Annotated in this window: 19 protein-coding genes and 1 pseudogene; 4 read left to right on the forward strand and 16 right to left on the reverse strand. The window is 72.3% G+C overall.

Translation table 11 applies throughout. From position 1 onward, the window contains the following. Positions 1-95: 95 nt before the first annotated feature. The 5 genes from QLQ12_RS34450 to QLQ12_RS34470 all read right to left on the reverse strand — a co-directional run bounded on the left by QLQ12_RS34450 (position 96) and on the right by QLQ12_RS34470 (position 3,945). Positions 96-938: an ABC transporter permease gene (locus QLQ12_RS34450; RefSeq protein WP_282764944.1), complete on the reverse strand. Its 843-nt coding sequence runs from the start codon at positions 936-938 to the stop codon at positions 96-98. Beyond that, the gene (locus tag QLQ12_RS34455; RefSeq protein ID WP_282764945.1) at positions 938-1,834 is read right to left on the reverse strand and encodes an ABC transporter ATP-binding protein; all 897 of its coding nucleotides are present in this window, start codon (positions 1,832-1,834) and stop codon (positions 938-940) included. Before QLQ12_RS34455 ends, QLQ12_RS34450 begins: the two co-directional genes overlap by 1 nt. Beyond that, on the reverse strand, positions 1,831-2,895 hold the full coding sequence (locus QLQ12_RS34460; RefSeq protein ID WP_282764946.1) for a hypothetical protein: 1,065 nt from the start codon (positions 2,893-2,895) through the stop codon (positions 1,831-1,833). The genes QLQ12_RS34455 and QLQ12_RS34460 overlap by 4 nt, the downstream gene beginning before the upstream one ends. Beyond that, on the reverse strand, positions 2,876-3,415 hold the full coding sequence (locus QLQ12_RS34465) for a sigma-70 family RNA polymerase sigma factor (RefSeq protein WP_282764947.1): 540 nt from the start codon (positions 3,413-3,415) through the stop codon (positions 2,876-2,878). The genes QLQ12_RS34460 and QLQ12_RS34465 overlap by 20 nt, the downstream gene beginning before the upstream one ends. Before the next feature lie 113 nt (positions 3,416-3,528). Further along, positions 3,529-3,945 carry an ASCH domain-containing protein gene (locus QLQ12_RS34470; RefSeq protein WP_282764948.1) on the reverse strand — a complete coding sequence of 139 codons (417 nt, stop codon included), beginning with the start codon at positions 3,943-3,945 and terminating at the stop codon, positions 3,529-3,531. 131 nt (positions 3,946-4,076) lie between these two features. Between QLQ12_RS34470 and QLQ12_RS34475 the strand changes: the two genes are divergently transcribed. Next, complete coding sequence (locus tag QLQ12_RS34475) at positions 4,077-4,820, forward strand: SDR family NAD(P)-dependent oxidoreductase (RefSeq protein ID WP_282764950.1); 744 nt, start codon at positions 4,077-4,079, stop codon at positions 4,818-4,820. Between the two features lie 71 nt (positions 4,821-4,891). On the opposite strand, the gene QLQ12_RS34480 is transcribed toward QLQ12_RS34475, so the two are convergent. The 5 genes from QLQ12_RS34480 to QLQ12_RS34500 all read right to left on the reverse strand — a co-directional run bounded on the left by QLQ12_RS34480 (position 4,892) and on the right by QLQ12_RS34500 (position 9,749). Further along, a complete protein-coding gene (locus QLQ12_RS34480; protein WP_282764952.1) occupies positions 4,892-5,461 on the reverse strand; it encodes a hypothetical protein in 570 nt (189 codons plus the stop codon). Positions 5,462-5,609: 148 nt separating this feature from the next. Next, on the reverse strand, positions 5,610-6,401 hold the full coding sequence (locus QLQ12_RS34485; RefSeq protein WP_282764954.1) for a hypothetical protein: 792 nt from the start codon (positions 6,399-6,401) through the stop codon (positions 5,610-5,612). Between the two features lie 304 nt (positions 6,402-6,705). Further along, positions 6,706-7,434: a hypothetical protein gene (locus tag QLQ12_RS34490; protein ID WP_282764955.1), complete on the reverse strand. Its 729-nt coding sequence runs from the start codon at positions 7,432-7,434 to the stop codon at positions 6,706-6,708. Between the two features lie 861 nt (positions 7,435-8,295). Further along, entirely contained in the window at positions 8,296-8,610 is a 315-nt protein-coding gene (locus QLQ12_RS34495) for a hypothetical protein (protein WP_282764956.1), read from the reverse strand. Positions 8,611-8,816: 206 nt separating this feature from the next. Next, the gene (locus tag QLQ12_RS34500) at positions 8,817-9,749 is read right to left on the reverse strand and encodes a LysR family transcriptional regulator (RefSeq protein ID WP_282764957.1); all 933 of its coding nucleotides are present in this window, start codon (positions 9,747-9,749) and stop codon (positions 8,817-8,819) included. Between the two features lie 79 nt (positions 9,750-9,828). Between QLQ12_RS34500 and QLQ12_RS34505 the strand changes: the two genes are divergently transcribed. Together QLQ12_RS34505 and QLQ12_RS34510 are read left to right on the forward strand one after the other, a co-directional pair. Next, positions 9,829-10,716, forward strand: coding sequence for an EamA family transporter (locus QLQ12_RS34505; RefSeq protein ID WP_282764958.1), 888 nt, complete (start codon positions 9,829-9,831; stop codon positions 10,714-10,716). Continuing rightward, the gene (locus QLQ12_RS34510) at positions 10,713-11,339 is read left to right on the forward strand and encodes an NAD(P)-dependent oxidoreductase (protein ID WP_282764959.1); all 627 of its coding nucleotides are present in this window, start codon (positions 10,713-10,715) and stop codon (positions 11,337-11,339) included. Before QLQ12_RS34505 ends, QLQ12_RS34510 begins: the two co-directional genes overlap by 4 nt. Positions 11,340-11,411: 72 nt before the next feature. Here QLQ12_RS34510 and QLQ12_RS34515 read toward each other — a convergent pair. From QLQ12_RS34515 to QLQ12_RS34525, 3 genes and pseudogenes are all read right to left on the reverse strand, one after another. Then, positions 11,412-11,722, reverse strand: a pseudogene (locus QLQ12_RS34515) (NF041680 family putative transposase); the annotation flags it as partial. A 156-nt stretch (positions 11,723-11,878) separates the two neighbouring features. Then, positions 11,879-14,920: an MXAN_6230/SCO0854 family RING domain-containing protein gene (locus QLQ12_RS34520; RefSeq protein ID WP_282764960.1), complete on the reverse strand. Its 3,042-nt coding sequence runs from the start codon at positions 14,918-14,920 to the stop codon at positions 11,879-11,881. Positions 14,921-15,386: 466 nt separating this feature from the next. Then, positions 15,387-16,001 carry a TetR/AcrR family transcriptional regulator gene (locus QLQ12_RS34525; RefSeq protein ID WP_282764961.1) on the reverse strand — a complete coding sequence of 205 codons (615 nt, stop codon included), beginning with the start codon at positions 15,999-16,001 and terminating at the stop codon, positions 15,387-15,389. A gap of 95 nt (positions 16,002-16,096) precedes the next feature. On the opposite strand from QLQ12_RS34525, the gene QLQ12_RS34530 reads away from it, so the two are divergent. Beyond that, complete coding sequence (locus QLQ12_RS34530) at positions 16,097-17,209, forward strand: epoxide hydrolase family protein (protein WP_282765051.1); 1,113 nt, start codon at positions 16,097-16,099, stop codon at positions 17,207-17,209. An 86-nt stretch (positions 17,210-17,295) separates the two neighbouring features. On the opposite strand, the gene QLQ12_RS34535 is transcribed toward QLQ12_RS34530, so the two are convergent. From QLQ12_RS34535 to QLQ12_RS34545, 3 genes are all read right to left on the reverse strand, one after another. Next, the gene (locus QLQ12_RS34535) at positions 17,296-17,961 is read right to left on the reverse strand and encodes a DUF6882 domain-containing protein (RefSeq protein ID WP_282764962.1); all 666 of its coding nucleotides are present in this window, start codon (positions 17,959-17,961) and stop codon (positions 17,296-17,298) included. A gap of 91 nt (positions 17,962-18,052) precedes the next feature. Beyond that, positions 18,053-18,472, reverse strand: coding sequence for an alpha/beta hydrolase (locus QLQ12_RS34540; protein ID WP_282764963.1), 420 nt, complete (start codon positions 18,470-18,472; stop codon positions 18,053-18,055). Between the two features lie 48 nt (positions 18,473-18,520). Beyond that, positions 18,521-19,480: an ArsR/SmtB family transcription factor gene (locus tag QLQ12_RS34545; protein ID WP_282764964.1), complete on the reverse strand. Its 960-nt coding sequence runs from the start codon at positions 19,478-19,480 to the stop codon at positions 18,521-18,523. Between the last annotated feature and the right edge of the window lie 61 nt (positions 19,481-19,541).

Here is a 19,541-nt window from a genome sequence, read left to right on the forward strand (position 1 = left end):
CCCCGTGACGAACCGGAACCCAAACCGCCGCGCCGTGCCCTGCCCATCCGTACCCGAGCGGCTTTCCCGGGTGTGCTCCTGATCGGAACCTGCCGTCACAGGTCGCGGCGCTGGAACGACAGCGCCGCGAGCCCGAGCACCAGGGCGGTCCACACGGCCGCCCACAGCAGGTAGGCGCCGGTCAGCGGGTTCATGCTGAGGAACGGCGACTCCTCGATGCCGGAGCCGATCTGGGCGAGCAGCGCCGGGTCCTGGAACGAGTTCATCGCCCCGCGCCACAGCCCGTCGGTCGGCAGCAGCATCCGGGAGACCGTGCCGACCAGGGCGACGCTCGGATTGTCGAGGGCCTCGCCGACCGACCCGACGACCCCGGCGATCCAGGTCGCCCCGAACAGGCCGACCGCCATGATCCCGGACGCCATCGGGGAGATCACGGTGGAGAACAGCAGGCTCAGCGTCATCAGCGCGGCCGTCTGCGCGGCCAGCAGCATCAGCCCGGTCACCGGATGCGGCGGCCAGTAGCCGACGGTGAGGTGCACGATCAGGAATTCGGCGACCCCGGCGACGGTGACGAACCCGGCGCCGAACCCGACCAGCCCCAGCCACTTGCCGACCAGCACCTCGGCCCGGCGGACCGGACGGGTCATCATGGCCAGCGCGATGCCCGACTCCACCTCGCCGGACAGCGTCGGCCCGGCCAGGAACGCGGTGCCCAGCGCGGCGATCAGGCTGAATCCGAACATCACCAGGTTCAGCACGGTCGACCCGGCCATCCGGGCCTCGCCACTGGTCAGACCACCGTAATCGGAGTCGATCTCGGAGAATCCCCAGGCGCTGAGCGCCAGCAGGACGGCGGTCAGCACGGCGAGCGAACGCAGCACCCGGCGGCGCGACGCCTCCTGCAGGGTCAGCGCGGCGACGGTCACGACCGTGGTCATCAAAGCTCCTCGGGCTGGGTACGCAGGATGTCGAGCAGCCGCTCCTCGAGGCTGACCCGGGCCGGTTCCACCGCGTGCACCCGCACACCCAGCTTCACCAGATCGGCGATCAGAGCCGGCACATCGTCCGGCAGCGTCACCGTGTAGTGGTCGCCCTCACGGGCGAACGGCTCCAGCAGGGCCGCGGCCTCGGCGGTGACGTTCGTCAGCACCAGCCGCAGCTCTCGGCGCCCCAGCAACTCGGGCAACGTCCCGGCGGCGGCCACCCGGCCCCGGTCGAGGATCACCACCCGGTCGCAGACCCGCTCCACCTCACCGATCAGGTGCGAGTTCAGCAGCACCGCGACGTCGCGCTCCTTGAGCGACAGCAGCAGGTCACGCACGTCGGCGCGGCCGAGCGGGTCCAGTGCGCTGGTCGGCTCGTCGAGAACCACCAGTTCGGGACGGGCGACCAGCGCCACGGCCAGGCCCAGCCGCTGCTGCATGCCCTTGGAGAACCCGCCGACGCGGTCCTTCGCCCGGTCGGCGAGGCCCACCAGGCCGAGGCTCTCCCGCCGGTCCGAGCCGGAGATCTTCACCCCCGCGAGGCGTACGTGCAGCGCCAGCACCTCATCCGCGGACAGCCAGGGCTGATAGCGGAACAGCTCCGGCAGGTACCCGACACGTTCCCGCGATCTCGGGTCGGTGTTCGGGCGCCCGAGCAGCATCACCTCCCCGGCGTCCGGGCGGACCAGGCCGAGCATCATCTTGATGACGCTGGTCTTCCCGGCGCCGTTGGGGCCGAGCAGCCCGAGCACCTCCCCACGGCCGACGGTGAACGAGACACCGTCGACCGCCACCCGCTTCTTGTAGCGCTTACGCAGGTGGGAAGCCCACACGGCGGGGGAGTCGGTCACTTCTTCCACCGCAGTGCCCGGGCGACCTCGAGAACCTCGTCGGTGCTGAGCGAGCCGCCGACGCCGGTCACGTACCCCTTGTCGACCCACACCACCGCGGCGAGAGTGCCGTCCCGGGTGGCCAGCACGGTCGCCGGCAGCCCGTTGACGTCGGTGGTGAAGCTGGTCTCGGTGCCCGACTTCACGATCAGCGGCAGCGTGGTCGGTTCCTTCGTGAACGACCGCAGTTGATCGGCCACGCCCGCCGGCAGGCCCGGCAGCGACAGCAGATAGTCGCGGGCCGTCTCGAACGGGATGCCCGTGGAGAAGCCCTTCGGCGCCGCCACCCGGCCGACGATCAAGGCCGGCACCCCCCGTGCCTCCGGCCAGACCGCGGCCATCCCGGGCCCGGCGGTCAGACTGAACTCGCTGTTCTCCATCCCGGCCGGCGGCGCCGGAAGCGCCTGGCCGGTGGCCTGCCGGGCCTTTTCCGCGTCGAACCGGAAGACGCCCCGGATGCGGTCGCCGACGGTGAACTGCGGCGCCCCGGTCACCCCCTGCGGCAGGTCGTCGACCAGCGGACTGGGCAGTCCGGTCACCTCCCGGGCCTCCCGGGCGTCCTCCACCCGGCGGAGGTTCGGCTTCTCCACCACCGTCAGGGTTCCGAACGCCGACAGGTCGGGCAGGCGCACCAGATCGGCCTGATCCACGGTGACCGGCGCGATCTTCTCGGCCCGGAAGATCTGGAACCAGTCGCCGGCCGCGGCCGCCGACGCCCCACCGAGCAGCGCCATCACCCCCACCACCGCGATCACCGGGCTGCGCAGCGTGAACTTTTTCCTGGTCGCGACCTTCGGCGCCGGCTCGGTCAGGGCACCGCGCAGCCGCTGCCACCCGGCGTCGACGTCCACGTCGGCGTCGCACCGCAGCGCCGACGCCACCAGCAGCGCGTCGGCCGACGCCGCGTCCATCCGTGACCGGCACTCGGGGCACGCGCCGACATGGTCACGGTCGACGTCGGCGACGCCGTCCGGCTCGTCGAGCAGGCGGCGCAGCAGGCCCTCACTCGGATGACTGGCCACGGTTCAACTCCTCGCGTAGAGCGGATTCGGCGCGCCGCACGGTCGTGCCGACGCTGCCGGGGGAGAGGTCGAGAGCGGCGGCGACCTCGGCGTAGCTCAGGCCGCTGTGCCGCAGCACCAGGGCCACGGCCTGTTTGCGGGGGAGACGGGACAGCGCTGCCCGTACCCGGCGATGTTCTTCCCGGGTGACCACCGCGTCGGCCACGTCCGGCGCGACCGCGTCGCCGGCGCCGCCGGCGGCCTCCTCCCGGACGGCCCGCCGCCGCCCGGACCGCAGATGGTTGAGGGCGGTGTGCGCGGCGGCCACACAGAGCCAGCCGATCGCCTCGCCGGCGGGCACGTTCGTCCGGCCGAACGCCAGGAACGTCTCCTGCGCCACATCCTCGGCCTCGTCCCGTGATCCCAGGACCCGGGCGGCCACCCCCACGACTTTCGGGTAGGCCGCCCGGAATATGTGTTCCAGGTCGGCTCGCACGGAGGCCGGCACGGCGTCCTCCCGCTCGGTCAACAGTTGCTTCACACCAGGAAAGCACCGCTGCCACCAGGAATGTGACACCCCGCGGGCGAGAACTCCGCCGGCCGGTCCCGCCCGGTACCCGGCCGCCGCACCCTACGCTTGCGGCGGCGCCCCGGTCATCGGCTCACGAGCCGGAACCGCTTGGTCACGATCATGGTGTCGTCGTCGACGGTGAAATGAGGGTCGCCGAGTTCGGCCCGCACCTCCGCGCCGTGCCAGAACTCCTCGTGTCCGGCCCGCCACTGCGCCACGGTCTCGTCGCCCTCGCCCTCGTCGATCGCGTGCCGCAGATCGACGTCGGCGAGCCGCACCACCCGCACCTCGGTCAACTCGATCACCCCGACGGGCCGGTCACCGGAGTCCACCACCACGAGCCGCTCGCCGGCCTCGGGCAACTTCTCGTCGTCACGCTCGTACTCCAGAAGGAGCCCCGACGTCGTCGTCTTGGCGCCGGACAGGACCGCGGCGACCAGCTGGTCGCGCAACGGTCCTGGAAACGCGAACTCCATGCGCGGTAGATCCTCATCACTCATTCCGGAAACCGTACGCCGGTGATCGATCCACGGCCCGCATCGATCCGGGCGCGCTCCCGCGGCCGTGACGCGCGAACGTGACGTCCGATGACCGCCAGACCGGTGCGCCGGTTCCCGGCAGGCTCGGGGACATGAGCGACACGATGATGGACAAGGTGGCACTGGTCACCGGCGGTAGCCGGGGGATCGGGGCGGCGATCGCGCTGCGGCTGGCCGAACAGGGCGCCGACGTGGTTCTGACGTACCAGGAGAACAAGGACCGGGCCGAGACCGTGGCCGAACAGATTCGACGGCAGGGCCGCCGGGCGGAGGCGGTGCGGGTGGACAGCGGCGACCCGGCGGCCCTCGTCGCCGCGGTCGACGGTGTCGCGAGCCGGTGGGGACGATTGGACATCCTGGTCAACAACGCCGGCACGTTCCGGGCGGGCCCGGTCGAACAGTTGACGATGGACGACTTCGAGCAGACCGTGGCGGTCAACGTCCGCGCGCCGTTCGTGGCCTCGCAGGCGGCCGTGCGGCACATGCCGGCCGGCGGGCGGATCATCAACATCGGCAGCAACGTGGCCGAGCGGTCGCCGTTCCCCGGCTTCTCGCTGTACTCGATGAGCAAGTCGGCCCTGATCGGCCTGACGAAGGCGCTCGGCCGTGAGCTCGGCCCGCGCGCCATCACGGTGAACCTGGTGAACCCGGGCCCGACCGACACCGACATGAATCCGTCGGACGGGCCGCTCGCCGCCACGATCAACGGGCTGACCGCGCTCGGCCACTACGCGCAACCAGCCGACATCGCGGCCGCCGTCGCGTTCCTGGCCGGGCCGGACGGACGCTACCTCACCGGCGCGACGGTCGACGTGGACGGTGGTTTCTCCTGCTGACCACGACGCCGACCGGCCGGTAGGCACTGCCCGTGGAGGCCCCCGTCAACCGAGGGGGCCTCCACGGCGGGCTATCCGGCCGGCCGGTGCCCGGCGTCGTATCCGGCGTGCTGGCTCGCCTGCCATGCGGCGTACTGCTGTGCGGCGTGCGCGTAGGCGGCCTGAGCGGCGGCGACGAAATTCGGGTGCGCCTTCGGGAAGTCGACAGCGGAGCCGTCCTGTGACACGAAGCCCCACGGCAGCACGCGATAGGTGCCGCGGCTCTGGAGGATGATGCCGGCGAAGGCGGCCACGAACGCCAGCAGGATGAGCAGCGGGCCGACCTCGTTGAAAGCGTTCGCGAGCACGAAACTGAGCGGCAGCAGGGCGATCAGGGAGATGCCGATGATCAGCCGGTTCCGGTGGAGCTTCTCGCACTGCGGGCAGAACGGCCAGGCCTGTGCCTGCACCTCCTTGCGCATCACCAGAGTCACGATCAGGAAGGGCAGGGCGCCGAGGAGGATCAGGAAGTACGCCCAGGTCGGCGGCTTGGACCAGAACTTGACCGGCTTGCGTAGCGACGCCGGCTCGCCGTGCCGCGAGCAGAGGTCGGGTATGCCGGTGCCGTTGTGGACCAGGCCGGACGGGATGGTGATGCTCATGGGCGCCTCGAAAGAACCGCAGCCGAAGGGCTGAGAATAAGTGATCTTGCCAGCGCGGGATCGTAACAGGACAGGCGCTCCCGGCTCAGCCCGCCGGCCTGCGGACTCATGGCGCGCGACCCCCGGCGGACCGTTCGCCCGCCCGCGGCTATTCGGCTCCGTCGCGGGTCTGAGCCCACGCCGCGGTGAGGCCGCTGGCTCCGATCGTGAGGAACACCGCCGCGAACAGCCAGAAGGCGGCGAACAAGAAGCCGTGATCGAGCAACGCGGCGATCATGACCAACGCGCCGGCCAGCGCGGTCACCGCGTAGCCGGCCCGGAGGCCGGACGCGCACAGGGCCGCGAGAACGATCGGCCCGACCACCCACAGCGCCACAGCGGCCCAGACGATGCCGGAGTCGCCGGTGAAAAGCCCGGCCGCGGCCGGTAGCGCGGGCAGGGCGATGAACGCCGCGGCGGCGAGGCGCCATGAGCGGGCGGCGACGCGGCCGATGCCACGACGTAGCAGCGAGGGCACGATGGTGGCCGCCCAGAGGAGAAGCGCGACGGGGAAGTAGTACAGGCCGAGGTTGCCGGAGAGGAAGGCGAACGCGGTGAACCCCGTCGCGGCGGCGGCCGTGGCCGGACCGCGGACCTTGGCGGGCAGCGCGGCCGGCATGGCTGCGACGAGTACCGGCAGCAAGGTGAGCATCGCCAGAGCGGGCCCGTACCGCCGCAGGACGCTCTGCCCTTCGACGCCGGCGTGGGCCGACTTCAGGGGCAGTTCTATGGACGGCATCAGGAAGCTCACGTACGCGGCGATCAGCACGCCGAGCGCCACAGCGACCGTGCGCAGTGCCCGGTCGGCTCTCGCGGCGTGGTTCAGAGCACTGTCCGAGGGCTCCACGCGACGTGCTCGTGGGCGGGCCTTGGCCGCCTCGGGTAAAGCTTCGCTGGTCACGCTTCCTCCACCGTTATCCACCATGTCGTAACTCCGCGGGCGCGGCGGCTGCCGGTGGACACGGGCCGGGACCGGATCGGCGGTTCCCAGGCGCGCTCCGTGTGCTGGTGGGGCGGTCAGCGTATGGATCGCGCGACCCCTACGGTCATCCTGTGAGTCGGCAGTCCCGCTGCTCTGAACGGGCGGGAGCCGGAGCGCTTCGGACCATGATCGCCAGGCGAAGGTGCGCATGAAGGCTCCACCGTTCGGCGTTGCGGACGCGGCCACGCACTCGCATCGGTGTCGCTCCGCCGCATCTGACGAGCTACCGGCCGGCCGGGCGGATCCACGGGTCGAGGATCAGGTGGTCGAGGCCGATCGCGGCGAACTTGTCGTACAGCGGCTGCGTCAGTTGGATCATGTTCACCCGCATCTTGCCGTCCTCCGAACCGGCCGAGTAGATGCCCGAATCGGGCTCGTTCATCAGCGTTCCGACCGCTTCGCCGGTGGTGGCCAGCAGCTTGTCCTCAGCCGCGATGCTGTGCCCGCCGGGCGCGGCGACCACGCAGAGGTTGTCGGTGTAGATGGCGGTCAACGCCGCCCGGGCCTGGTCCACGTCGCCGCTCACCACTTCGACCACCAGGATGCGGGCGTTTCCGACGTGCGTCGCGAACGGCTCTGCGAACTGGTCGGCATGTGCGCGCACATATTCGCGGACCTGGCCGTCGACCCAGTCCTCGCCGTCCCGCCAACCGGCGGCCGGCGCCGGGCACGGCGGGGTGTCCGGCAGATCGGAATCCGGGTGCATGCCGGCCGACGTCGGCGCGTACGGCAGGCGCTGGATGTCGGACAGCCCGCCCGAATGCCACCGGCCGCGCAGTGTCGCGGCATCCGTCGGCCAGACGCCCAGCACCCGGACGCCGTACGGGCAGGTATCGCCGAAGATCGGAGCCGGCGCGCACAGCTCCCAACCCTCGACCGTGCCGCTCGCCTCGACGAGATCGCCGTCCCGGACGATGAGCCCGGCCGGCTCGACCGGAGCAATCACCCGCACCGGGACTGGTGCCGGTAGCTGTGCGGATACCGGCCCTCCTCCTCCCGCTGATGGTGTCTGGTGAACAGCGAACATCAGCGACCCCGCGGCCAGGATCGCGGCCGCCGCGGTACTGGCCGGCATCAGCCGGCCCCGCCGCTTCCGCCTCACGTCCGACTCGGGCAGCGGTGGCTGGGTCGCCCGCCCGGGCTCGCCGGCCGCCGTGTGCTGGTCGTCGATCGGTCCAGGGTCGCGATCACCAGGCACGACTGCCTCCGTGCCATCTCCGACGTCCGCGCATCGGTCAGACGGTAGGCGGTGATCGAATCCCTTGGTGTCCTCCGAGTCAGCCGACCGCACGTCCGAACGGAGGAGGGCCGTCCGCCGGCGGATCCCGCAGCGAGGCCCGCACGGCGTCGGCGCGCTGTGCCACGTCGACCGCCTGGGCCAACGCGGCGGCGAACCCGGTCGCGGCGAGGCCGACGTGCAGCCGGGCCGCGACCGCGTCCTGGTCGGTGCAACCGAGCTCGCCGGTGCTGCGGGGACCGCTCGCCGGGTCGGCGGGACCGTCGATGCACCGGTTGATCGCCTGACCGGGCTGTCCACCACGTACCGGCTGAAGGCGAAGTCGAACCGCCAGGCGCCGGGGCCCGCGGGTTGCTGTACGGCGCTACCCGCGACGGGACTGAGCCGTTCGATGACGGGTTCGCACATCGCGACCGCCGCCGGTAAGTTCACCGCCGTGCATCGGAGGCCGAGGGTGACCACCACGTCATCGTCATGGAACAGCCGCACCGGCCCACCGTCCGTCCGTCGCGGGTGACCGTACGTCTGGTGCTGGTTCCTCCGGCACGCCTGGCCGGGCGAGCCGTGAGGCCAGGTTCACTCCGTGGTGCCCGGCACCGGCACGCTGCCCGGTTCCAGCAGGCTGCCCGGATCCGGCACCCCGCTCGGCTCGGACGCGGCCCGGGCGATGGTCGCGGCCCTGACCCGAGCGACCTGCTCGGCCGTGCCGGGATCAGGCGCTCCCGTCGCCGTCGGTGTCGGCTGCGCGACGGACGACGGAGCGGTGAGCAGACCCGCCGGCGGGGCGGACTCATAAGCGGCATCGCTGCTGTCGGCGGGTGCGGGAGTCGCTCCGGCCGATGTCGCCACCGCCACACCGGCCACCACGGCGGCAACGGTTCCAGCGACCACCAAGCTCAGCAGACGGCCTTGACGGAGAGTGGAGCGCCGGCCCCGCTGTGATGTCTGTCCCCGTGACATGGACGAACCTTCCTTCTCATCGATCGAAGCCGCGATGACCGGGCCCGGAAGCCGTTCCGGTGTGGAGGACCGAGGCGCTGCTCGATCAACGTCTGCCATCGTCGCTGATCCATCTCACCACGCGAGGCGCCCGAGCATCACGCACGACCCGCGGCCGACGGCGTGATTCGCGTGGCAGAAGCGGGCCGGGTCTCGTCGACGGAGAGGTTCAGCTCGGTGAGGAACGCCTTCGCTGCCGGGCTGAGCGAGGAGCGGTTCCAGATCAGGTGCTCGATCCGGGTGGGAGCGTCCCGGACGTCGATGGTGACCACTCCGGTCAGGTGCGGCGTGTACATCGAGGCGAGCAGGGCGACGGCGAGGTTCTCCCGGATGAGCCGGAGCATCAGGATGTCGACCGTGGTGACCTCGAAGGCGACCTCTCGGTGTACGCCGGCGGCGGCGAAGGCGAGATCGGACTGGGTGCGCCCGGCCGTTCCGGTGGGGAGGTCCACGAACGCCTCGGCCGCCAGCCGGGCGAGGTCGATCTCGGTCTCCGTGGCGAGCGGGTGATCCGGGGCCACGACCGCGACCAGCCGATCGTGGGCCAGCTGTCTGCTGTCGACGCCTTCGGGCCGGGATGTCACGGGAAGGCCGAGGAACGCGAGGTCGACCGTTCCCGCCTTGACCAGTTCGATGAGCTGCTCGCTGCTGCCGACGCGCAGGCCGATTCGGACCTGCGGGTACTTCTTGTGGAAGGCGTGCAGGGCTTGCGGGATGTCGACCGCCGCGACGGTGGGGATCAGGCCGACGGCGAGCCGCCCGCGGACCTCCCCGATGGCGGCGGCGACCTCGGCGGCGGCGCGCTCGGCGGCGTCGAGGCACTGCTGTGCCACCGGCAGGAAGGCCTGTCCCGCGAGAGTCAGCCGGACCTGCCGGCTGGTGCGCTCGAACAGCCGGGTGCCGAGTTCCCGTTCCAGACGGGCGACCTGGTGGCTGAGAGCGGACTGCACGACGAGGCACCGTTCGGCGGCTCGGGTGAAGCTGTTCGTCTCCGCGATGGCGACCACGTACCGCATCTGCTGAAGTTCCATTGATCCATCGTGAATCACGATGGCTGAGGTGACAACGATGTGTTGGACTCATCGCTGCGCGGCGACCAGGCTGAAACGCATGAAGATCTTGGTTACCTCGGTGACCGCTCTGGCTCCCATGGTGTGGGGGACGACGTACGTCGTCACCACTGAGATGCTGCCGCCGGGTCATCCGCTGTTCGCGGCGCTGCTACGGGCACTGCCGGCCGGCCTGATCGCGATCGCCCTCACCCGTACGCTCCCGCGCGGAACCTGGTGGCTGAAAGCCGCGGCGCTCGGCATGCTCAACATCGGCGTGTTCCTGCCGCTGCTGTTCATCAGCGCCGAACGGCTGCCCGGCGGGGTGGCCGCCACGCTGGGCGCCGCGCAGCCGTTGCTCGTGGCGCTCCTGGCCGTGACGGTGCTGCGCCAGCGTCCGTCGGCCTGGAGTCTCGGCTGGGGGGCCGCGGGCGTGGCCGGCGTCGGCCTGGTGGTGCTCGGTCCGGAGGCGGCTTTCGACCCGGTGGGAATCGTGGCCGGTCTCGCCGGCACGAGCGCGATGGCGCTCGGCGTGACGCTGACCAAACGGTGGGGACGCCCGGCCGGCGTCGGCCCGACGGCGTACGCGGGCTGGCAGCTCGCTGCCGGTGGCTTGTTCCTGGTCCCGGTCACGTGGCTGGCGGAGGGCGCACCGCCGGCGATCGACGCCCAGGCCGCGCTCGGCTACCTCTGGCTCGCCCTGCCCGGTGGGCTGATCGCCTACATCCTGTGGTTCCGCGGCATCACCACGCTGCCGGTCACCTCGGTCGCCGTGCTGGGCCTGCTGTCGCCGATGGTGGCCGCGCTGCTGGGTGCGGTGCTGCTCGACCAGTTGCTCGGCCCGGTCGAGCTGCTCGGCTTCGCCCTCGCCCTCGCGGCGATCGTCGCCGGTCAGCTCACCCCGCGTTCCCTGACTCTCCAACCCCTTCGAGTAAGGACCAACCGTTGAAGATCGTTGTTGTCGGAGCCGCCGGAATGGCCGGATCACGCATCGTCGCCGAGGCCGGCGGCCGGGGACACCGGGTCACCGCCGTCCTGCGCGGCCTCCGGCCGGAGACCCTGCCCCCCGAGGTGGCCGCCGTCCGCGGTGAAGCCACCGATGTCGAACTCATGACCAGGCTCTTCACCTCCGCCGATGCGGTCGTGGGCGCCACCCGGCCGGCGCCCGGTGCGGAGCACGCCGTCACCGCCGTCACCACGGCCCTGCTCGACGCCGCGGCCGCGGCGGGGACGCGGATTCTGTTCATCGGCGGATCGGCGCCGCTGCTGGCGCCCGGCGGCGGGTTGGTGTACGACGCCCCCGCCTACGTGCCGCCGGCCTGGCGCGCCATCGCCGCCGCCAGCATCGCGCAACTGGACGCCTGCCGCCCGCACGCCGCCGACTGGGCCTACCTCAGCCCGCCGGCTCTGTTGGAGCCCGGTGTCCGGACCGGTGGCTACCGGCGCGGGGCCACGGCTCTGGTCGTGGGCCCGGACGGCTCGTCGCGCATCTCGGCGGAGGACCTCGCCGTCGCGGTGCTCGACGAGCTGGAGCAGCCGTCCGGGGAACGGCACTTCTCCGTCGGGTACTGACGACGACGGACGTCGCCGCCTGAACGGAGGGACACGCTGAGAGGGGCCCGGCCGCGCGGCTCAGCTTGCCGTTTAACCAGTTCGGCGGGGCTTGGTGCCCTTCTTGTGATAGGCGGGCCGCTGGTGTGCCTGGCCGGTGACCAGTAGGAGGCCCACGTCGTAGCGGGTCGCGGCGTGCCGGTTGCGGGAGCCGGGCGGCCGTCCAGGGCCTGGCTGGCTCGGTTTAGGCGCACGCGCTGGTGAGGTGCTGGCCGCGCGCAGGTTCCGAAACCCCCGCCGTACTCGGGCGGGGGTGAGCCGTTCCAGCGCCATCGGGCGTTCCCAGGCCCGGCGTAGGTCCTGAGCAAGGGCCGGACGAGACACAGCTGAGTATGCGCGGCCAGGCAGCGCCTCGGTCAGCTCGAACTAGGCGTCCGCCCGCCGGGTCACGCATCGGTAAAGCCGCTCACGGAACTCCCCCAACCTAGTCGGCTTTGGCCAGTAGCACCGCTTGGTCATCTCTCTCCATGCCCTGGCCTCGGCGCACCATGGCGTGCGGGTCAGGGCACCAGGGAGCCGAGGATGTCACCGGCGCGCACGGCCGTCCACGGCGCGACAGGCGTGCCGGTGACCGTAAGTGCCACCGATCCGGCCCAGGCCGGATCGGTGGCGAATGGCACCAGCCGGTCGAGCCGTTCCGCGTCGACCGCCCCGGCCAGGACCGTGCGGCCCGCCAGGTCCGGCAGCTCCCGCAGGTCGCCGGTGCCGGTGTACGCCGCCGCCCGGATCGCGGCCACCTCGGCCGGCACCTGGGAGTACCCGCCGTCCGCGTGGGCGACGAAGATCCGGTCCGCGCGGCCGGCGGACTGCCACGCCAGCAGGTCGAAGACCGTCGTACGGGAGCCGCCCATGAAGTACTCCCATTGGTCCGCCGCCGCCCGGGCCAGCTGATCGCCGTGCCGGGCCACGCTGTGGCCGTAGCCCCGGCCGGTCAGGGTCAGGTCGGTCCAGAGCAGCCGGCCGGCGCGGAGGTCCACCACCATCGGCATCGACATGCGGGCATTGCCCCTCAGGTCGAAGCGCTGGGCCACCCGCGCCGCGTCGAACTGCGCGCCGTCGGCCAGCGGCAGCATGACCCCGGCGAACGCGTCCTCCAGCGCCTCGAACGGCACCGCGTTGTAGCTGAGCACCAGCGGCACCGCGTAGCGGGCCTCGCGCCCGGTGAGGCGGGCGAGGTTGAGGTCGAGGAATTCCGTCGCCCCGAGCGGCGCCGGCGCGGACGTCAGGTCCCCGGAGTGCACGGCGGCGTCGCCGGCGAACCGCAGCCGGGTGTAGTCGCAGTGTCCGACCCGCTGCCAGTCGCGGTCGAAGAACACACAGGACAGGTCGAGGTCGACCCGCGTGCTGCCGGCGTCCGTCCAGTGCAGGAAGAGCCGCAGCACCTCGACGTCGGGAAGCTGCCGGACACTGCCGCGCGGCCATCCGGCGAGCTGGGCGGACGCGGCCCGCTCGCGCATCGGCGCCGGCACCTCGGCCAGAGCGGCGTCCAGAACGGCGACGTCGAACCGGTCCAGCCGGGCCGCCCGGCGGGTCAGTTCGCCGTCGACCAGGCTGCGCACGGTGCCGATCGCCGCGACCGGCAGTGGGCCGCGCCGCTCAGGCTCCGTCCAAGTGGTCACGACGCTGCCGCGCGGGAAGAAGACCCGCCGCGGCATCCCAGGACCGGGCCGCCCACCGACGACCCCCGGCACTTCGACGGCGGCGGTGTCCGGGACCGCCTCTTCCGGCGCCGCCCCGTCGCTACCTTGCCGCAGCACCTCCCGGACGGCCTCGACCGGACGGCCGGCACCCAGGCGCTGGGCGGCGGTGCGCAGCGCGTCGCGCAGTCCCTGGCGGAGGCCCGGCTCGGCGGTGCCGTCGGTGCTCACCGTGAACGACGCGGTCCGCGCCGGGTCGCGGGCGGCCCGGCCGGCCCGCACGGCCCGCGCCGCGGCCCGCGCCTGCGCCGTGGCCGCCAGCTGGGCGGCGCTCGCCCGTACCGTGCTGTCGCGGCCGGTCAGTGCGGCCGCCGCGGCGGCGAGCACCCCGGGTGCCACCCGGTCCGCGGTCCGGCGCAGGGCCGCGTCGATCGCCGCGTACGCCGACGGCTCGTCACCCGCCGCACGTAGCAGGTGGTCCAGCCTGCGCCACAGGTCACCCGGGCGCTGGCCGAGCAGCTGCGCGGCGCCGGTGACGTCTCCGTCGCTCAGGGCCTGCTCCACCAGGCAGGCGTGGGTCCGGACGCGGACGGCGACGGTGTCGTCGGGGTACTCGGTCAGGATCAGGTGCCGCGGGTGGCGGGCGCACGCCGCCACGATGGCCCGGCCCAGCGCGCCGGTCCGGGCGGTGCGGCTGCCCCGCAGCGCGGCGAACGCGACCGCGGCGCCCGGGTGCGCGGCGACCCGCTCGTACGGGTGCAGTCGCTCGCCCAACCGCTTCCAGACCGCCGGATGCCGCCGCATGTCCTCGGCCGCCGCCACCGCGCCGCACGAGTCCAGGTACTCCAGAACCGCCCGCCGCAGCGGCCGGGGCAGCGCCCGGACGCGGGTGACCGGCACGGTGACGGCCGGTTCGCCGGCCGGCCGCCACGCCATCCCCGGTGCCCGGGATTCGTCCACGGCCTGCGGCAGGATCAACCCCGGATCCCCGCCCGAGTACGCCCAGAGCGTCCGGGCGACGTCCGTCGCGGTCTGCCACCGCAACCGGGCGGCGGAGACCAGTTCCGGATAATCGGCGGTGAGCGCGGTGGCGCGCAGCGCTCCGGCAATGATCAGCGCCAGCGTCTCGCGTGCGGGCACGACCTCCGGAAGCCAGTCGAGGCCGGCCGGCGCCGTGGCGGCGACCAGCACCTTGAGGTCGGCCCGGTCGGACTCGCCGAGCGCGCCGGGCCGGGCGACGAGTTCGTCCCGCAGCGCCACGGCGGCGCCCGTCGCGTCGGTCTCGAGGCCGGCCACCCGCATCGGCAGCGGTGGCGCCTCGACGGCGACCGACGTGCCCTCGTCCGCCGCCGGTGCCGCGCTGCCGTCACCGCCGGCCCGCCGCGGGGGTCGCCGGACCAGCCCGGGTTCGACGACGGGGAGATAGGTGCAGTCCACGGTCAGCCGGCGACCGCAGATCGGGCAGGCACTGAACCGCTCCGGCGGGAAACAGCTCGGGCAGACCAGATGGCCGCACGGGTCCAGGGGCGCGCCGCCCTGCTCGCGGCCGCAAAGGACACACGGCGCGTCCGGCACCGCGAAGAGGTAGGTGAGCAGCCGCCGGACGTAGACGGCGTCGACATCGTGCGGGGTGTCGGGAAAGGCCCGGTAGAGCGGCAGCATCGAGCGATCAGCGCCGACCAGCTCGTCGACGGTGGCCAGCAGCCAGTCGGCCCACCGGACCCGTACCGAGGAATGCAGCCGGGTGGCCGCGGCCCGAAGGTCGGCACTCAGCAGCCAGCCGCGCTCGGCCAGATCGGCCTCGAGCGCGGCCACCCAGGCGGCACCGTCGGCCGGTCCGGCTCCGTGCGCCGCGACCGCGACCTTGCCGGTACGGCGCAGCAACAGCACCGCCAGCGCATCCATGCTGCGACCTCCCCCGTGACATGCGTAAGCGGTGGGCGGAGAGTCGTGACGCTAAATTCGTCGGAGGAAGGTGAGAAGGAAGCATCGCGGGGAGCCGCCCACCGCTGCGGTTGATCATACGAAGCGGCCGCCGCTACCTCATCCGATTTTCCGCCGGGAGCGGGGCAGGTGTCCGCGGCCTCACTCCAGCGTGCCGATCGAGACCACCACATCTCCGTTGCCGGAGTAGTCCCAGACGACGGGCCCGTCGTCGTGAGACAGCCTCGCTTCGGCCCAGTGCACCGTCCCACGACGACGAACCGGTCGTGCTGCTGCGACTATGTCACTCAGTCAGCGTGAGGAACATCGTTCGCGAGAGATGTCTTTTCGGAAGACAACGCGCTGCCGCCACCACTCGCACGGCAGGCACGTCCGACACGGATCCGTCATGAGGCGGACTGGCCGTCGCGGAGGTTGAACGACAAGCTCAGCGCTGCTGCCAGCGCCAGTTGAGCTCGCCCTCGGCCGGCGGCGAGCCGAGGGGCTCGCCGTGAGCCTGGAAGCCGTCGAGCAGCACGGCGAGGTAGCGGCGACGTAGTTGTCGCGTGCGGCCGGGATCGGGCAGGCGCACCGCGGCGCACATCTCCAGCACCATCGTGATGTCGGCCGCGGTGACGCCCGGGCGCAGGTGGGGCCGAACCCGGTCGAACAGCGCGGTGGCCCGCCCGGAGGCCGCGACGGCGTCGGCGTGCATCTGCTCGCTGGGGGTGAAGGTCCCGGCCAGGTGCACGGTCAGCGAGTGCACGTCGGCGTCGACCACGGCCCGGAGGAACGTCGTGAACGCGGTCCAGTCGTCGGGGTGGCGCGCGGCGTCCTCGGCCTCGGCGATGAACTGGCGCAGCCCGTCATGGCACAGGGTGCGCAGCAGGTCCTCCTTACCGGGGTAGCGGCGGTAGAGGGCGCTGATCCCGACACCGGCGCGTTCGGCGACGGCCGCGATGGGCGCCTTCGGGTCGGCCAGGAACACCTCCCGCGCGGCGGCCAGGATCGTTTCGTCGTTACGCGCGGCCTGTCGCCGCCGGCCCGCTGAGGAGCTTGTCATGTCCTCGACTCTAGCACTAGAACGGAACGTTCCGTTCTGCTATGGTGAAACGGAACGAAACATTCCGCTCGGTTGAGGAGCAGCCCGTGAGCCAGATCCGCCCCTTCCGCATCGACATCGCGCAGACGGACCTCGACGACCTGGCCCAGCGGCTGCGGCGCACCCGCTGGGGTGCGGAGATCCCCGGTCAGGGCTGGGCCCGCGGCGTCCCGGTGGACTACCTGCGACAGCTCACCGCCTACTGGGCGGAGGAGTTCGACTGGCGCGCCGCCGAGGAGCGCCTCAACGCCCTGCCGCAGTTCCTCACCGAGGTCGACGGCCAGACGCTGCATTTCGCCCACGTCCGTTCGGCCAACCCCGACGCCGTCCCGCTGCTGATCGCCCACGACTGGCCCGGCTCGTTCGCGCTCTACCTGCCCGTGATCGACGCCCTGGCCGCCGACTTCCACGTCGTGCTCGCCAGCACCCCCGGTGTCGGCTTCTCCGGCCCGCTGACCAGCGCCGGCTGGAACACCGGCAGGATCGCCGCCGCCTTCACCGAGATCATGGACCGGCTCGGCTACCCCCGTTACGGGGTGCAGGGCACCGGCGGCGGCGCCGCCATCGCCGTGGAGATGGGCCGCCAGGCCCCTGACCGCGTCATCGGCACCCACGTCAACGGCCACATCACGTTTCCCTCCGACGACCCGGCCGACTTCGCCGACCTCACTACGGCCGAGCAGCAGCGCCTGCAGCGGTTGCAGGAGTTCCGCGACGACAAGATGGGCTTCGTCGCCATCCAGTCCACCCGCCCGCAGACCCTCGCCCACGGCCTGACCGACAGCCCCGTCGGCCAGCTCGCCTGGATCATCGAGAAGTTCCAGGAGTGGACCGACCCGGCCGCCGCGCTGCCCGACGACGCCGTCGACCGCGACCTGCTGCTCACCAACGTCAGCCTCTACTGGTTCACCGGCACCGCCGGCTCCTCGGCCCACCTCTACTACGAGTCCGCCCACGACATGAACGCGTGGACTCCCAAGGAGAAGTCCACCGTGCCCCTGGGCGTCGCCCTCGGCGTCACCGACATCACCATCCGCCGCTACGCCGAACGCGACGCCCCCGTCACCCACTGGACCGAACTCGACCGTGGCGGCAACTTCCTGCCCGCCGAGCGGCCCGACCTGTTCGCCGCCGACATCCGGGCCTTCTTCGAGTCCCACCGCGGCTGACCCCGCCGCGCGACGGCTTCCGGCCGGTCGGCACGCGCCGGCCGGCCGCCGTCAGGCGGCAAAGGCGAGGTGGGGCGCGGGCCCGGTCAGCGGGGCTGCACCGACCCGGTGAGGTTGCTGACGCGGCCCAGGTGGTCGAAGGCGACCTGCATCTGCGAGCCGTCGGGGTGCCGGCCGACCACGCCGGCAGGGCTGTCGTCGACCCGCCAGCCCTGCTGGCGCAGGAACGACACGACGACCGTGCGGTGGTCGGCCGTGAAGGCCTGCAGCACCTGCCCGAGGACGGTGAAGGCCTTCTCCGGCGTGACGGCGCCCTGCACCCGGGACGGGAGGTTCTCCAGGTGGAAGAAGATCGCGCCGCCGTTGTAGGTGCCCCGGTAGTAGGGGCGGCCGGTCAGGCCGGAGGCGACCAGCGCCAGCCGGTGGCCGTCGACGTGGTCGAGCCGCAGCGACGGCTCGGCCAGTTCACGCGGGCCCTCGCTGCGGCCGTGTTCGCGCAGCCAGCCGGCCAGTTGCAGCAGGGTCGGATCGATGTTGGCGGCGCTGTTGGCCCAGGCCCACAGCCACGTGCGGTCGGCGTGACTCTCCGTGCCGAGCAATTGCACGGGGTAGCGCAGGTCGTCGCCGAACGTGACCAGGCCGGTGTTCAGGTCGAGCTGCCAGCCGCGGTCGCCGAGCATGTCGGCGAGCGCCATCTGGCGCGCCATGCCGGTGGCGACATGCTGAGCGAACAGGTCATCGAACGTGGACACGGACCGGCCTTTCGATCAAGGGAGCCGGTGCAGTGTGACACGCCTGTGTGCCGGCGCCGACCCCGCGGGTCGGCGCCGGCGCGGCCGGATCTCAGACAGCGGGGAAGGGAGCGCGGTCCTGAGCGCAGCGGGTGCCCGCCGGCGGGACGTCGCCGTTCAGCAGATACCGCGTATACCAGCTGGTGACACACGCGCTGTGGTTGCTGACGTGCCCGAACCCGTCGAGCGTCAGCAACCGTGCGTTACCGAGCTGCCGGGTCATCCGGACCGCGAGGTCGTACCTGGTCGCCGGGTCGTAGGTGGGGTTCACGACCAGGATCGTCTGCGCGGTGCGGCGGTTCCACGGGCCGTCGTACGCCTCGCTGATCCTGGGCCAGTCGGCGCAGCCGACCTCGCTGAAGGCTTCGGACCGGCCGAAGGTCGGATGCGCCTTCTCGAAGGCCGAGGGTACGGCGACGACGGCGGCGGTGAGGGCGAGAGCGGCGGCCGCACGTGTGGCGAGTCGGCGCATGGACACTCCTTCCGGTGGGAAGCAGGACCCGTGCATGCTCTTACATATCTACATGCGTCGTTGCGTCATGGCGGCCAGGTCGTCGCCGAGCGGGGTGCGCTCGTAGTAGACGGTCCGCCCACTGCGCCGGCCGACGACCACACCGGCCTCGCGGAGCGCGGCGAGATGCCCCGACACGGTGCCGAGCGACACCCCGAGCAGCACCGCGAGCTGCGACGGCGTGGCCGGTGCCCGCAGCTGTGCGAGGATCCGCGCCCGTCCCGCGCCGATCAGCCGGCCGACCCCGCCCGGTACGATCCGCGGCTGGTCCAGGGCGCCCCGCGCCGGGTAGACGAGCGCTATCCGCGACCCGTCCTCGCACGTCCACTGGCCGACGGTCCCGGTGTGCGGCACCAAAACCAGCCCTTCGGCGCCGACGATCCGGTCCTCGTGGCCCTGCGCCGAGAACCGGATCGCGTCGGGCCCGGCCCACCGGACCTTGCCCACCCCGTCGATGGCGTGCCGCCACCCGCTGAGCGCGAGCACCCCGGCCCGGTGCCGGATGTCGCGTTCCATCACCGCCCGCCGCCGGGCCCAGTCCGGCTCGACGAATCGTTCCCAGCCCCGGGCGAAGACGTCGGCCACACGACCGGCGACACCGTCGGTCTCCACCCAGCCGGTGTGATCGGTCTTCCACGCGAACCGCACCGACTCCGCCACGGTCGCCCTTGCCCGCGCGTCGGTGAACCCCCGCATCACGGCCAGCTCGTCGGCGAGGCGCGTCGACATCGACGCGGGCGGGATCGCCACGAAGTCCGGCAGGTACTTCGTCGCCGACACCAGCCGCAGCAGGCCCGCCGCGAACGGATCACCGTCCAGCCACCGGGCCAGAGCCGCCGCGTCCGCCCCCGGCCGTCCGCCGTCGATCTCCAGCCGCAGGACGATCAGCCGGCTCAGCGTCTCCGCCAACGGCGAGAGCGCGAACCGGCTGGCCCGCAGGGCCTCAGGTCCGAGACGGATCAGCGTCATCCGCTGACCTTGCGGCATCCGCCGCAAGATTTCAAACCCGTGCGGTGTACGCCCGAAGCTG

Source organism: Actinoplanes sandaracinus (genome assembly GCF_030009775.1).
In the GTDB taxonomy this organism is placed as follows: domain Bacteria; phylum Actinomycetota; class Actinomycetes; order Mycobacteriales; family Micromonosporaceae; genus Actinoplanes; species Actinoplanes sandaracinus.